Source organism: Ruegeria faecimaris, from assembly GCF_900182615.1.
Taxonomy (GTDB): Bacteria; Pseudomonadota; Alphaproteobacteria; order Rhodobacterales; family Rhodobacteraceae; genus Ruegeria; species Ruegeria faecimaris.
Genome location: NZ_FXTE01000001.1, coordinates 241,103 through 254,927 on the forward strand (window position 1 = coordinate 241,103; position 13,825 = coordinate 254,927).

The window sequence follows — 13,825 nt, forward strand, 5'->3', positions numbered from 1 at the left end:
GTCTTTTTGTAAGCGTGCGCTTGGATCAGTCGTCAGACATGGCCTTCCAGATCAGCGCACCAATCGCGCCACCAATCAGCGGGGCAACCCAGAACAACCATAGCTGAGCCAGCGCCGGCCCATCGGCAAACAGGGCAACACCGGTTGACCGTGCCGGGTTGACAGATGTGTTGGTCACCGGGATCGAGATCAGGTGGATCAGCGTCAGCGCCAGACCGATGGCAATCGGCGCGAACCCTGCCGGAGCACCGCTTGAGGTCGCGCCCAGAATGATCAGGATGAAAAACGCCGTCAGCACGATCTCGATCGCCAAGGCGGACATCATCGAATAGCCCATGGGTGAAGCCTCGCCATAGCCATTGGACGCAAAGCCTCCGACCCCGGCGAAATCTGGTGCGCCGCTGACGATCAGATACAGAACAGCCGCTGCTGCAATGGCTCCGATAACCTGAGCAATCCAATAGGGCAGCAGATCCTTAGCCGGGAACCGTCCGCCGATCATTAAACCCAGACTGACTGCCGGATTGAAATGCCCGCCTGAAATGTGGCCAACGGCAAATGCCATAGTCAGCACTGTTAGGCCAAAGGCGAAAGATACGCCCAACCAGCCGATACCGACATCCGCGACGCCAGCCGCTAAAACAGCGCTGCCGCAACCGCCAAGCACCAACCAGAATGTACCGAAAAATTCAGCCATGAGTTTTGTTGACATGAAAAGTCCTCCGAAAACCAACGGGCTGTAGTGTAATCCAAAACACAGAAATATCGAAGCTACTCATCACACATAGAAATTCGGCGGAGAATGAAGGGGTATTTGAGCGCGCTTGCCACGTCAAAAGTGGGCAGATAGACCTATGGGTGTGGCATGGAAATATGGGTTCAGCCTACGATGACGTCAAAGACGAATAAGCCGGTTAAGGCCAAGTTATTGCCGGATGATCCGTTCTTCCCGCTCATTCAGGATGCTTATCGCGTTTTTAAACGTCCAAAGCCAAGCAATATCGAGGTCTGCGAAGGGTGCTGCATGGAACCGGATATCGAGGCTGATTTCTTTCACCCGCCCATTCAGGAACTGCCGTTGCACTATCTTCAGGACTGGTTTTTTGCAGCGAGTGATCCGGGAGGGATTGCCAAGAATACCTGGGCCTATCTTTTGCCGCGTGTGCTAGAGGTCTTGGCCTGTGGCGAAGAGGTAAGCTCTGTCGGGATCGAAGTCAGCCTGAGCCGGTATCCGACGGGACAGGCCCGGAACTGGTCGTCGGAGGAGTGGCGTGTCCTGGACGATTTCCAGAAACGTTTTCTTCTGAAGGCGATCGAAGGGGGCTCAGAAGAATGTCTGGACGATACGCTATGCATGTTTCGCCTCGGGGGTTGGCCAATGGATGGCCTTTTGGCGCAAGTAGCCGCAGTTAAAACGGCGACTTTGGCAGAACGGTTCTGGCAGGACTGGTGTTACGGGTATGCACCCTCGGTTTGGATCACGGCCTTCTGGGAAAGCCCGGACGGCACGGCTGCATTTGATTTTTACACGTCTGAAGTCATGTATCGAAGAATGCAGCAGCTTGCCTTTGATGATGGCACGCCACCAGAATTGTCCGAAAAGGCGCTGATGGTCGCAGAAGTGATCGAGGCCAATGCGACCTGGAACCAACCTGATCAGTGAAAGCCTTTCGGTCAGAATTGCAAAAGAAAACGCCGCAGGCTGTCCCGCGGCGTTTGTTTCCTGTCAGTCTGTCAGGATTACTGTTTGACGTCAGCAGCCGGGTTAGCGCCCGGTTTTCCGCTGCGGCCAGGGTTCAGAGGATCGTCCTGACGCTGAACGGAGCCTTCGAAATGCGCGCCGCTTTCGATGGCGATTGTCTTGTGAATGATGTCGCCTTCGACCCGTGCGGTCGAGGTCAGGCGCACTTTCAGGCCACGCACGCGGCCAACGATACGGCCGTTGATGACAACGTCATCTGCAGTGACTTCGCCCTTGATGGTCGCCGTTTCACCGATGGTCAGCAGATGCGCACGAATGTCACCTTCCACCGTACCTTCGACCTGAATGTCACCCGAGGTTTTCAGGTTTCCGGTGATGTGCAGATCCGAAGACAGGACCGATGCGGGTGGCTTGGGTTTGGGCGCGGTGCTGGCCTTGGCTTCCGTCGGTGCAGGGGTTGCCGGAGTGGCCGGAGCGGCAGGCTTGGCGGCCTCTGGGGCATTGGTTCCGGGCTCGTTGATTTTGCTCTTAGAAAACATTTCTTGCAGCCTTGATGTAAGTCATTGGGTTAACAGGTTTTCCGTTTACGCGGACCTCATAGTGCAGGTGCGTTCCGGTCGACCGTCCGGTGTTACCCATATCAGCAATATGATCCCCGCGCGAGACCCTTTGGCCAACCTTAACCCGTAACTTGGTGTTATGAGCGTAAAGTGTCTCAATTCCAAAGGCGTGCCGGATTTTGACCAGACGCCCGAAACCCGATTGCCAGCCCGCATGGGTGACAACGCCGTCGGCGGTCGCAAAGATATCAGTTCCATGTGCACCTGCAAAATCGGAACCGTTATGCATGCGACGACCGCCCGTTTTAGGGTCACGGCGCGTGCCGAAGCCACTGGTAAAGCGGACAGCCGCTTTCACCGGGCTGGCAAACGGGGCCTTTTCTGCTGCGATACGATAGAGGTTCAGCTGGTCCATCTGTTGCAACAGAGTGTTCGCGCGGATCTCGTCGGGGGTCAGGTCCTCACCGCGCGTGCTGAAGGAAATTGGGGTGAGGGGGCCACCCATGCCGCTATAGCCACGCCGTACTTCTTCAATGATACGGTCAGTTGGCATACCTGCCTGTCGGAACATCTTGTCGAGCGGTTCAACCGAGATGATCATTGCTTCTTCTAGCTGACGGAAAATCTCGTCGCTGCGTTCCTGCATCAGCCGGATCTCAAGCTCGAGATCGTCCCGCTGATCCAGTGCGTTCCGGGCGTCGGCTGCGATCTGATCACGCTCCTGCGCGGTGCGGGTCAGAGCAACGGCCATAAATTCCATCTGTTCGGGGCTGGCAGTGTTTGCCAACGTGAGCCCATCATCGGAATCTGATTGTTGCAGCGCCGCAAGCTCCTGACGGGCAGATTCCCGTTGTTTCATGGTGGTGCGCAGGGTGGACTGGATTACCTCGATCCCCGTTTCCAACTCACGGCGGCTGTTTTCGGACGCCAGCAGCTCGGATTGCATCGCAGAGATCTGTTCAAGCGCGGCGTTGAACCGGTCCTGAGCCATCAGAGCCTCATGAGCGCGCACGTCACGCTCTGCTGACAGAATATTCAGCCGCTCCTGATATGTCGCCTGATCGCGCTTGGCCTGTTCTCGGAAGTTGCCTGATCCGATGCTGTCCATCAACAGGATTGCCGTAGTGACCGCAGTCCAGCCAACAAACAGGGCAACACCAGCAACTGCAAAGATCTGTGTCTCTGAGCTGAGCCGGATGAACCGTGTGTCATTGTCAGATTTCAGAAAGACCCGGCGTTCCGGGAAGTGCTGCTCAAGCAGCGAATGTAGTTTGATTGCCAGACGTGCTCGCACGCGCCTTACCTCTCGATCCCCAAATTCGGGATCGGTTGTGAGTGGTCTCCGTCCCTTGGGGCAACTGAATAGAGGGGACGTCCGATTTGGGCAAGTTTGTTAACTAGTTCACACAACAAACAGGGTTAATCCCGCCAATTCTCGGCGAGAAATTGCCGATTACATCAACTGGAGGATGATTCAAAGACCGCTATGAACGTGCATGCCGACCTAGCGGGCAGAGCCGGGCGGCGGCAGGCCTTCGGACAGCGGCCAATAGAAATCCGGCGGTAACCCGGCTTCGGCCCGCTTTTCTTCGTTGAAGGGCGGTTTAAGAACGCCATGAAAATAGCGCCGGACCAGATCGTGAAAGATACCCTTTGGGTCAGCGTTCTCGCGTCCGCAAAGGAAATGGAACCACTTGGACCCGTAAGCAACATGCCCGACTTCTTCGGCGTAGATCACCTCGAGCGCGGCAATGGCCTGTTCAGCCTTGGCCTTGCGGAAGATGTCAATCATGCCGGGGGTCACATCCAGACCCCGCGCCTCAAGCACCATCGGCACTACGGCCAAACGGCCCATCAAATCTTCTGCTGTATCTTCGGCAGCGCGCCACATACCCGCATGGGCGGGCAGGGCGCCGTAATGACTGCCCATCTGTTCCAGGCAATCACAGACCATTTCGAAGTGGCGCGATTCCTCTTCGGCGCATTTGACCCAGTCGTCGTAGAAACCGATAGGCATAGGGACATGGCCAAATCGGGCGATTAAATCCCAATGCAGATCAACCGCGTTCAGTTCGATATGGGCGACCGCGTGTAGCAGGGCGATGCGCCCAGCCTCGGAGCCGGGGCGGCGCTTCGGCACATCCCGGGGGGACAGCAAATCTGGTTTGTCCGGTCGGGCCGGATTTAACGGCGGTGTTGCGGTGCCCACTTCAATCGCAGGAGCTTCTCCCGACCGCGCAGCAAACCAGGCGGCGGCGTGGCGCCTGGACAGGGCGGTCTTTTCGCGCCCGTCTGCTGTGGTCAGAACTTCGGTCGCCATTTGGGTCAGTGTTTTCGACACCGGGATAACTCCGCTTTCAAGATTTGTTCGGGTCATAATCCGGATGACGACCGCGGTGAAGAGGACTACATCGCGCGCACGGCTTCCAGTACCTCTTCCACATGGCCAGGCACTTTGACCTTTCGCCAGATGCGAGCGATCTTACCGTCGGCGTCAATCAGAAAGGTCGAACGCTCGATCCCCATCGACTTGCGTCCGTACATGTTCTTCTCGACCCACACACCGTAATCCTCGCAAACGGTCGAGCCTTCGTCGGACAAAAGTGGCGTCGTAAGACCGTGTTTGGCGACGAATTTGTCATGCTTAGCCACCGTGTCGCGCGAGATGCCGAAAACCTGGGCGCCGGCATCAGCAAAGGCTTGAAGTTGTTCCGAGAAACCGATGGATTCCTTGGTGCAGCCCGGCGTATCATCACGGGGATAGAAAAACAAAACGACGGCGCTGCCTTGCAGGTCTGACAGCGTAACCTCACCACCGCCGTCGCGGGGCAAAGTGAAACCGGGGGCGATGTCTGTAACGTCGGGCATTGGAAACTCCGCTAAAGGTTTTTAAGTGCTGCCTGACATCATGGTGCGGTGCAAGCAGGTAATAGGGCGTGGGTCGGAATTTGGCGCGGCAAGAAGATACACAAGAAGGCCCGGACGGGAAACCCCGCCTCCGTCGGTCACGCCGCCGCATCGCTGCGTGGGGGATCGTCGGAACCTTCCTGTTGCTTTGCCTGCTGGCCTTTGGCGGCTGGTTCTTTCTGATTGGCAAACAACTGCACGCGCCCGACTGGATGCGGGCGCAGGCCGAAAAACGGCTGGATGAAAGCCTTGGAGGGATCAAGATCCGCTTTGGCGACGCCAGCTTTATCGTCAACGAAAACTGGCTGCCACGTTTGCGGCTGACGGATGTGACGATCAGCGACGCGGCGGGACAACAGATCGCGCAAGTGGCGGATATGCGCACACGGTTGTCGATGCGGTGGCTGCTACGGGGGAAAATCCGGCCGCGCACGATTACCCTGCGCGATGCCCAAATCGCATTGACCCGCGGATTTGACGGGGCGCTTTCGTTGACAGTCGGTTCTGGCAGTGCACCGGTTCAGCGGGCGCGGACATTGATCGAGTTGATCGAGGAATCTGACGATGTCTTTTTGTCACCGCTGCTGTCGGGGCTGAGGTCGGTCGAGCTTGAGTCGTTGACGCTGGACTATCAGGATTTGCGCCTGTCGCGCGCCTGGGTTTTCGACGGCGGACATATTTCGATCATCCGTACCGGTGACGAAATGCGCATGTCCACCGGGTTCTCTGTTCTGACAGGGCGCGATTATGCCAGTTCGATTGAGGTAAACTATACCAGCGTACTTGGAACGCCCCAGGCAAGCTTTGGCTTTGCGATAACCGACCTGCCTGCCGAGGATATTGCAAGTCAAAGCCTAGCCTTGTCATGGTTGCAGGTCCTTGACGCTCCGATCTCGGGCGCGGTGCGCGGCAGTGTTGATGGCAACGCGGCGCTGGGGCCGTTATTTGCGACCCTGAACCTTGCGGCAGGCGCGGTGCAAGCCAACCAAGAGACAAAACCGATTCCGTTTGAATCCGCCAGGGCTTATTTCAGCTATGACCCAAGTCGGCAGGAGCTGGATTTCGACGAGGTTTCTGTAGTCTCCGCCTGGGGGTCCGTTCAGGCCGAGGGAAGGGCCTTTTTGAGAGGTATCGAGAATGGACTGCTGGAAAGCCTGACCTCTCAACTCCGTCTCAGCAGCATCGACATCAACCCGGCTGGTCTGTTTCCGGAACCCCTCAAGTTGGCGCGTGCCGACCTTGATCTGAAGATGAAGCTGGCCCCGTTCGAGTTGCGCCTCGGACAGATGACGGTTGAAGACGAAAACCTAACGCTGCGTGCTAGGGGTAATCTGAATGGTGAAGCCGAAGGTTGGTCAGGTTACCTCGAGGCTCATCTGGACGAGTTGGAGTCAGGCCAGTTGCTGAGATACTGGCCCCAATTACTTGCCGAAAAGCCGCGTAAATGGGTGTCCGAAAATTTATTTGAAGGCCGGCTCTCGGATGTCGATTTTGCATTACGGTTGAAGCCGGACACCAAGCCGGACATTTACTTGGACTTCGGGTTCGACGACGCCAAAGTCCGCTTTGCCAAAACTTTACCTCCGGTCCAGGACGCTCAGGGGCAGGCCAGCCTGATCAACCAACGGTTTACCGTGACAGCCGAGAAAGCGGTTGTCATTGCCGATCAGGGCGGCCCGATAGACGGGTCAGGAACATCCTTCATTATTCCGGATACGTCGATCAAAAAGCTTTCGCCGGCGATTGTGCGCGTCAAGGCCAAGGGCTCGGCAACGGCCGCCTTGTCTTTGATGGATCGTCCCCCTCTGCAGCTGATGACAAAGGCAAATTTGCCCGTGGATGTGGCCTCTGGCGATGTGGAACTGTCAGGCACCTTATCTCTGCCGATGAAGAAGGGGCTGAAGTTCGATGAAACCCAGTTTCACTTTACTGGTAAGATTGGTGATGTGCACAGTGCTCGCTTGGTCAAAGGTTTTGTCGTCAGCGCGCCTCAGTTGACTATTTCAGGTGACCAATCCGCTGTCGAAGTCGGCGGCGACGGATATTTCGGCGACGTGCCCCTGCAGGCAACCTGGCGCCAGCCTATTGGGGGTCGAGAACCGAAACCCAGTGAACTGAAAGGGCAGATCGAGATTTCGCCCCGGTTGGTGACCGAGCTGCGTGCCGGGTTACCAAAGGGTATGCTGACCGGAAAAGGCGTGGCCGACATAACCTTGGGCATCGGTGCTGGCCGCCCCCCGAAACTGACGGCGACATCGAATCTGGAAGGCGTTGTGCTGTCCATCCCCGAGCTCGGGTGGCGCAAAGGCGCTGGTACCAAGGGGTCGATGGATGTCGAGGCAACGCTGGGCGATCAGATGCGCGTGGATACACTTCGGCTGGATGCGGGGGGGTTGCGAAGCCTGGCCTCCATTAATTTCAAAAATGGTGCTTTCGATCGTGTTGAGTTCAGCTCATTCGAACTGGGGAACTGGCTTGCGGTTCCGGCGGAGCTGATATCACGGGGGTCAGCCTTGCCCGATATCAGGGTTCTGGGGGGCGTGATGAATCTGGGGGGCGCGACCTTTGGATCCTCCGAAGGTGGTGGCGGTGGTTCCGGGCAGGGGCCCGAGCTGGATGTAGTGTTGGATCGCCTCCAGATTACAGAGACGATCGCCCTGACCGGGTTCAAAGGAAAATTTGCGACAACTAGCGGTGTCAGCGGCGCGTTCACGGCGAATGTAAACGGCGGTGCTGCTGTGCGCGGACAGGTGACCCCGCGCGGAGGGCGCAGTGCAGTCAATCTAATCTCTGGTGATGCAGGCGACGTTCTGAGATCGGCCAAAATGATAACCCAGGCGCGCGGTGGCAAACTGGACCTGCAACTGGAACCGGTCGGCGGGGCCGGGAACTTCGATGTCATCATGAAGATCGTGAACACCCGAATTCATGACGCCCCGGCCATGGCTGCCTTGCTGAACGCAATCAGCCTTGTTGGACTTGTGGATGAAATGGCTGGGCAAGGCATCTTTTTCTCGAGCATCGAAAGCCGAATGCGGATTACTCCGACCGAAATCAAGGTTCTCAGCGGCAGCGCCGTCGGTCCTTCGATGGGATTGTCCTTCGACGGGACAATCGACACGGTTAGCGAAATGCTGAACTTGCGTGGCGCGATTTCCCCAATCTATCTGGTGAATGCGATTGGAAGTGTCTTCACCAAAAAAGGTGAGGGTGTGATCGCGTTCAATTATACTCTGACCGGCCCTTTGAAATCACCCTCTGTCTCGGTCAACCCTCTGTCAGGGCTTGCGCCATTGTTCTTGCGCAACCTTCTAAGGGAGCCCGCGCCGAAGGTTCAGGATGGGCCAAATGCACAGAAAGCCAAGCCGGATGAGCCCAAGCGCACCTTTGGATCGCCGCCAAAAGACAACTGAACAGGGATATAGCCGAATCTGATACGACCCTGTAAGGCGCGCCCATGAAACTCAGCGATTTCGATTTCCACTTGCCCGAAAATTTGATTGCCACTCGGCCTGCCAACCCGCGGTCCTCGGCGCGTTTGCTTGTGGCCGAGGGCGATGCAATCTCGGATGCGCACGTCTTTGACCTGCCAGACTGGCTGCGACCCGGTGACCGGCTGGTGTTGAATGATACGCGGGTCATCCCAGCACGCCTCACCGGGCGGCGTCATCGCGACAGTGCGCAAGGGCCGGTTTCTGCGTCGATCGAAGCGACGTTGCTTGATCCGCAGGCAGACGGCACCTGGGCCGCGTTGATCAAACCGCTCAAGAAGGTCAAGACAGGTGAGGTTATCCGGTTTTCGGATCAACTGAGCGCTGAGTTGGATAGGGTGGCGGACGGGCAGGCCTTTCTGCGGTTTAACCTTACGGGGCAGGATTTCGATGCTGCGCTGGAACAGGCCGGCGCCATGCCGCTGCCGCCCTATATTGCCGCCAAGCGCCCTGCCGATGCGCAGGACAAGACGGATTACCAGACGATCTGGGCGCGCAACTCCGGGGCCGTGGCCGCGCCCACCGCGTCGCTGCATTTTGACGAAGCGCTGATGCAGGCGCTTACCGCGAGCGGCGTTTCTGTTTCCTACGTTACGCTTCATGTCGGTGCCGGAACGTTTCTGCCAGTCAAGGTCGAGGATGTGACGACCCATAAGATGCATGCAGAATGGGGCAGGGTCAGTGCGGAAGCCGTCAGTGAAATTCGTGAAACCAAAGCCATAGGTGGCCGTGTCATTCCGGTGGGCACAACCGCGCTGCGATTGATCGAAAGCGCCGCCCGCAGTGGGCAGATCGTACCCTGGGAGGGCGATACCGACATCTTCATCTATCCGGGCTTTCAGTTTTACGTCACGGATGCGCTGATCACCAATTTCCATCTGCCGAAATCCACGCTGCTGATGTTGGTTTCAGCTTTGATGGGGCAGGATCGGATGCAAGAGGTTTATGAGCACGCGATTGCGCAGAACTATCGGTTCTTTTCATATGGGGATGGGTCGCTTTTGATCCCTTGAGCGGCGTGTTGTCGGGATCGTTGCGTTTCGATGTCGTAGACAAGCTGGTTCAAAGCCGTTTTTGATATAAAAACGAATCTCTAGTTCAGGTTAGCAATCTCGGAGGCCTCTATGCTTCAGGTCATTACCAGCGCGTGGTCACTTCTTCTTGGCATGGGCCTGCTTATGATTGGCAATGGCCTACAGGGCACAATCCTGGGCGTTCGAGGCGAGATCGAAGGGTTTTCGACCCTTCAGATGTCTGTTGTGATGTCAGCTTATTTCGTAGGTTTCCTCGGAGGTTCTCGCCTTGCACCGGAGATGATCCGGCGGGTGGGGCATGTGCGGGTCTTTGCTGCGCTCGCTTCTTTTATTTCGGCCGTGATGATCATGTATCCGATGTTGACCGAGCCAGTCGCGTGGGCTTTGGGGCGTGTCGTGATCGGGTTTTGTTTCTCGGGAGTGTATGTCACCGCCGAAAGCTGGCTGAACAACGCGGCCAATAACGAGAACCGGGGCCAGGCGCTTTCGCTTTATATGATCGTACAGATGACTGGGATCATCACCGCTCAGGGGCTTATGCTGGTTGGCGATCCTGCTGGTTACGAAACCTTTGTGATCGCATCCATTCTGGTTTCGGTTTCCTTTGCTCCGATTCTGCTGTCGATTTCACCGACACCGGCATTTGACACGACCAAGCCCATGACATTGCGTGAACTGATGGGGAAGTCGCCGTTGGGCTGCGTGGGCATGTTCCTGCTGGGCGGAGTGTTCTCGGCCCAGTTTGGTATGTCGGCGGTCTATGGCGCGCGCGCTGGGCTGACACTGGTTGAGATTTCGACCTTCGTGGCGGCTTTCTATGTCGGGGCAATACTGCTGCAATATCCGCTGGGTTGGTTCTCGGACCGGATGGATCGCCGGTTCCTGATCATGCTGGCGGGCATCATTGGTGCTTGCGGGGCGGCCACTGCGATGATGTTCGGGTCGACTTCATTTCCGTTCCTTCTGGCCTCGGCCTTTGTGATTGGCGGCATGTCTAACCCGCTGTATTCGCTGCTGATTGCGCATACGAATGACTTTCTGGAGCATGAAGATATGGCGGCGGCCTCTGGCGGTCTGGTCTTCATCAATGGACTGGGCGCCATTGCTGGCCCGCTGATTACCGGTTGGTTGATGGGCGATGACGTGTTCGGACCGTCGGGCTTTTTCCTGATCATCTTGGCACTGCTTGCAGCCACTGCTGTCTATGCGATGTATCGCATGACACAGCGTGCGGCGATTCCTGTGGACGAGACGGGCAAGATGTCTCCGCTTTACCCAACGGCCTCGCCGGTGGCGTTCGAATTGGCGCAAGAGGTGGCCATCGAAGCCGCCGAAGCCGATCAGGAAACGCAAGATGTAGCCTAGGACACGAAATTATGTCGCAAGTGTTGCAAATTTTTACTGTCACAAATCTGTAAATCAGCCTTAAATGACGTTACGTCCCTGGGGAGGGCAAAACGACGGAGCAAGGCAATGGTAGGGCCTGAAGAAGTATTGAGTTTTTGGCTGGATCAAGTGGGTCCAGATGGTTGGTATATTGAGGATGAAGCGCTAGACGCAGAGATCCGCGAAAAATTTCTTTCCACATGGGAAATTGCTAATGAGGGAAAGTTCTCTCTCTGGCTGACATACCCCAGCGGGGCACTGGCCTATATCATTCTGATGGACCAGTTTCCTAGAAATATGTTCCGCGGCAGTGGTAAGGCGTTCGCCACTGATAAGGCGGCCTTGTCGGCAGCGAAATGCGCCATCGACAAGGGCTGGGATCTGAAGATTGACGAACCCGCGCGGCAGTTCTTTTATCTTCCACTGATGCACTCGGAAAATCTGTGTGACCAAGAGCGTTGTGTACGCCTGATGTGCCAGAATATCGACGAATCCAAGTCAACCAACCTGCTGCATGCAAGGGCGCATAGGGAGGTGATCCGAAAGTTCGGCCGTTTCCCCTATCGTAACGAAGCATTGTCGCGCCCCATGACCGAACATGAGGCCGCCTATGTAAACATGGGCGGGTACGGATCCACCGTCCGAGAGCTTCAGGCCGCAGGTTAGCCTTCGACCGAACAACCTTTGATTGTGATAATACGGTCGGCCACAGTGTCGGCCGTTTTTTCTATTGCGGTGCTGATAAAGGCGTCAGGCGTTTCGGCAACCGCAACGATACGAGACTGCGCCGCCTGCAGCGTATCTTCGATTTGGCTCAGGCGGTCGAGCGTTTGCGAGACCCGTTGGGCGGTGGCGGTGTCGGCAAGCCCGCCATTGACTTGTATAGTTGCGAGTTCAGTGCGAAGTGCTGCCAATTCACTGCGCACGCCTTGAACCTCTTCGCGCAAAGGGGCGACGATCTGAACCTTCTGTGAAAAATCAGACATCAGGGACTGCGCTGTTGTGGTCAGCTTCCAGCCCAAAAACAAACACAAGGCCACCAGGATAAGCGTGGCGTTGATTAGGGCGAGGACCAGATCTTTCAGCGTTTTAGCCATGTTATGCCTTTCGCGTAAATGGATTTAGAATGGAGCAACTGGGATACTTAGCTATCTTCTAGCGTTTTGAACGGGTGCGGTATAGGCTCGAACCTCTGCAATCCGTATGGGTTTACCCTGCGTAGCTTTTGTCGCGGGGACTAAGTGTTGAAGGGTGGCTGATATTAGTTTAATGGTAAACTAATTTGGAAATGACCTGCTCCGAGAGGGAAACATGGCAGCACAATCTTTTGATCTGATCGTAATCGGCGCTGGTCCTGGCGGGTATGTCGCAGCCATTCGCGCAGCACAGCTTGGTTTGAAAACCGCCGTGGTCGAGCGCGAACATCTCGGGGGGATATGTCTTAACTGGGGCTGCATCCCAACAAAGGCGCTGCTGCGGTCTTCAGAAGTGTTTCACCTGATGGAGCGCGCAAAGGATTTTGGGCTGAAGGCCGAGAAGATCGGATATGATCTGGATGCTGTGGTCAAGCGATCGCGCGGTGTCGCCGGGCAACTTTCGGGCGGTATCGGTCACCTGCTGAAAAAGAACAAAGTGACGGTTGTCATGGGCGAGGCGACGATCCCGGCCAAGGGCAAGGTCTCCGTCAAGACCGACAAGGGCAGCGAAGAGTTGACAGCCAAGAACATCGTTCTGGCAACCGGCGCGCGCGCCCGCGAGCTTCCCGGGCTGGAAGCGGATGGTGATCTGGTTTGGACTTACAAACACGCCCTGCAGCCGCCGCGGATGCCAAAGAAATTGCTGGTCATCGGGTCGGGTGCAATCGGGATCGAGTTCGCTAGCTTCTACAATACGCTCGGTGCAGATACGACGGTGGTTGAAGTCATGGACCGGGTTCTGCCCGTCGAGGATGCCGAGATCAGCGCCTTCGCCAAGAAAGCCTTTATCAAACAGGGCATGAAGATCATGGAAAAGGCGATGGTCAAGCAGTTGGACCGCGCTAAGGGTAAAGTCACCGCGCATATCGAGGTGAAGGGAAAGGTTGAAAAGCACGACTTTGACACTGTGATTTCTGCCGTGGGCATCGTCGGCAATATCGAAAATCTGGGGCTTGAGGCTTTGGGTGTCAAAATCGACCGGACCCATGTTGTGACTGACGAATTCTGTCGCACCGGTGTCGATGGCCTATACGCCATCGGTGACATTGCCGGAGCGCCATGGCTGGCGCATAAAGCAAGCCATGAGGGTGTCATGGTGGCCGATCTGATCGCCGGGAAACATGCCCATCCGGTCAAACCCGAAAGCATCGCGGGCTGCACCTATTGCCATCCGCAAGTTGCGTCTGTCGGCTATTCCGAGGCAAAGGCGAAGGAGCTGGGCTATGACGTCAAAGTCGGCCGCTTTCCATTTATCGGCAACGGCAAGGCAATCGCACTAGGAGAGCCCGAAGGTCTGGTTAAAACCGTCTTTGATGCCAAAACCGGAGAGCTGTTGGGCGCCCATATGATCGGTGCGGAAGTCACTGAATTGATTCAGGGATATGTGGTCGGGCGTCAGCTTGAAACCACCGAAGAGGATCTGATGAACACCGTGTTCCCGCATCCGACTTTGTCCGAGATGATGCATGAAAGCGTTTTGGACGCTTACGGGCGCGTGATCCATATGTAACTCAGGGCAGGGGGCTCTGCCCCCGCCGCCCTTCGGGCG

At 56.5% G+C, this 13,825-nt stretch carries 12 protein-coding genes; 6 read left to right on the forward strand and 6 right to left on the reverse strand.

The features are described from left to right. Nucleotides 1–25: 25 nt before the first annotated feature. On the reverse strand, nucleotides 26–712 hold the full coding sequence (aqpZ, locus tag FN806_RS01235) for an aquaporin Z (RefSeq protein ID WP_142633221.1): 687 nt from the start codon (nucleotides 710–712) through the stop codon (nucleotides 26–28). Nucleotides 713–865: 153 nt separating this feature from the next. Between aqpZ and FN806_RS01240 the strand changes: the two genes are divergently transcribed. Next, nucleotides 866–1,663 (forward strand): hypothetical protein, encoded by a 798-nt coding sequence (locus tag FN806_RS01240; protein ID WP_142633223.1) that lies wholly within the window; start codon nucleotides 866–868, stop codon nucleotides 1,661–1,663. Between the two features lie 77 nt (nucleotides 1,664–1,740). Here the strand turns inward: FN806_RS01240 and FN806_RS01245 are convergent, their stop codons facing one another. The 4 genes from FN806_RS01245 to FN806_RS01260 all read right to left on the reverse strand — a co-directional run bounded on the left by FN806_RS01245 (nucleotide 1,741) and on the right by FN806_RS01260 (nucleotide 5,130). Beyond that, nucleotides 1,741–2,241, reverse strand: a complete 501-nt coding sequence (locus FN806_RS01245) for a bactofilin family protein (RefSeq protein WP_142633225.1) — start codon at nucleotides 2,239–2,241, stop codon at nucleotides 1,741–1,743. Next, on the reverse strand, nucleotides 2,231–3,556 hold the full coding sequence (locus tag FN806_RS01250) for a M23 family metallopeptidase (RefSeq protein WP_142633227.1): 1,326 nt from the start codon (nucleotides 3,554–3,556) through the stop codon (nucleotides 2,231–2,233). The genes FN806_RS01245 and FN806_RS01250 overlap by 11 nt, the downstream gene beginning before the upstream one ends. Nucleotides 3,557–3,766: 210 nt before the next feature. After that, nucleotides 3,767–4,639, reverse strand: coding sequence for a ferritin-like domain-containing protein (locus FN806_RS01255; RefSeq protein WP_142633229.1), 873 nt, complete (start codon nucleotides 4,637–4,639; stop codon nucleotides 3,767–3,769). A gap of 29 nt (nucleotides 4,640–4,668) precedes the next feature. Beyond that, nucleotides 4,669–5,130 carry a peroxiredoxin gene (locus FN806_RS01260; protein WP_142633231.1) on the reverse strand — a complete coding sequence of 154 codons (462 nt, stop codon included), beginning with the start codon at nucleotides 5,128–5,130 and terminating at the stop codon, nucleotides 4,669–4,671. A gap of 68 nt (nucleotides 5,131–5,198) precedes the next feature. On the opposite strand from FN806_RS01260, the gene FN806_RS01265 reads away from it, so the two are divergent. The 4 genes from FN806_RS01265 (at nucleotide 5,199) to FN806_RS01280 (ending at nucleotide 11,746) form a co-directional block, all read left to right on the forward strand. Beyond that, on the forward strand, nucleotides 5,199–8,582 hold the full coding sequence (locus FN806_RS01265) for a YhdP family protein (RefSeq protein ID WP_142633233.1): 3,384 nt from the start codon (nucleotides 5,199–5,201) through the stop codon (nucleotides 8,580–8,582). A 44-nt stretch (nucleotides 8,583–8,626) separates the two neighbouring features. Then, nucleotides 8,627–9,673, forward strand: a complete 1,047-nt coding sequence (gene queA, locus FN806_RS01270; RefSeq protein WP_142633235.1) for a tRNA preQ1(34) S-adenosylmethionine ribosyltransferase-isomerase QueA — start codon at nucleotides 8,627–8,629, stop codon at nucleotides 9,671–9,673. Between the two features lie 111 nt (nucleotides 9,674–9,784). Continuing rightward, on the forward strand, nucleotides 9,785–11,059 hold the full coding sequence (locus tag FN806_RS01275; protein ID WP_142633239.1) for an MFS transporter: 1,275 nt from the start codon (nucleotides 9,785–9,787) through the stop codon (nucleotides 11,057–11,059). Nucleotides 11,060–11,167: 108 nt separating this feature from the next. Further along, complete coding sequence (locus FN806_RS01280) at nucleotides 11,168–11,746, forward strand: DUF924 family protein (RefSeq protein WP_142633241.1); 579 nt, start codon at nucleotides 11,168–11,170, stop codon at nucleotides 11,744–11,746. Here the strand turns inward: FN806_RS01280 and FN806_RS01285 are convergent. Continuing rightward, nucleotides 11,743–12,177 carry a hypothetical protein gene (locus tag FN806_RS01285; protein ID WP_142633244.1) on the reverse strand — a complete coding sequence of 145 codons (435 nt, stop codon included), beginning with the start codon at nucleotides 12,175–12,177 and terminating at the stop codon, nucleotides 11,743–11,745. The genes FN806_RS01280 and FN806_RS01285 overlap by 4 nt on opposite strands. 214 nt (nucleotides 12,178–12,391) lie before the next feature. On the opposite strand from FN806_RS01285, the gene lpdA reads away from it, so the two are divergent. Beyond that, the gene (lpdA, locus tag FN806_RS01290) at nucleotides 12,392–13,786 is read left to right on the forward strand and encodes a dihydrolipoyl dehydrogenase (RefSeq protein ID WP_142633246.1); all 1,395 of its coding nucleotides are present in this window, start codon (nucleotides 12,392–12,394) and stop codon (nucleotides 13,784–13,786) included. Nucleotides 13,787–13,825 lie beyond the last annotated feature (39 nt).

Coding starts and splice junctions, on each gene's coding strand:
- aqpZ (WP_142633221.1), bottom strand. CDS start 712: ATGTCAACAAAACTCATGGCTGAATTTTTCGGTACATTCTGGTTGGTG.
- FN806_RS01240 (WP_142633223.1), top strand. CDS start 866: ATGGAAATATGGGTTCAGCCTACGATGACGTCAAAGACGAATAAGCCG.
- FN806_RS01245 (WP_142633225.1), bottom strand. CDS start 2,241: ATGTTTTCTAAGAGCAAAATCAACGAGCCCGGAACCAATGCCCCAGAG.
- FN806_RS01255 (WP_142633229.1), bottom strand. CDS start 4,639: ATGACCCGAACAAATCTTGAAAGCGGAGTTATCCCGGTGTCGAAAACA.
- FN806_RS01260 (WP_142633231.1), bottom strand. CDS start 5,130: ATGCCCGACGTTACAGACATCGCCCCCGGTTTCACTTTGCCCCGCGAC.
- queA (WP_142633235.1), top strand. CDS start 8,627: ATGAAACTCAGCGATTTCGATTTCCACTTGCCCGAAAATTTGATTGCC.
- FN806_RS01275 (WP_142633239.1), top strand. CDS start 9,785: ATGCTTCAGGTCATTACCAGCGCGTGGTCACTTCTTCTTGGCATGGGC.
- FN806_RS01280 (WP_142633241.1), top strand. CDS start 11,168: ATGGTAGGGCCTGAAGAAGTATTGAGTTTTTGGCTGGATCAAGTGGGT.
- FN806_RS01285 (WP_142633244.1), bottom strand. CDS start 12,177: ATGGCTAAAACGCTGAAAGATCTGGTCCTCGCCCTAATCAACGCCACG.
- lpdA (WP_142633246.1), top strand. CDS start 12,392: ATGGCAGCACAATCTTTTGATCTGATCGTAATCGGCGCTGGTCCTGGC.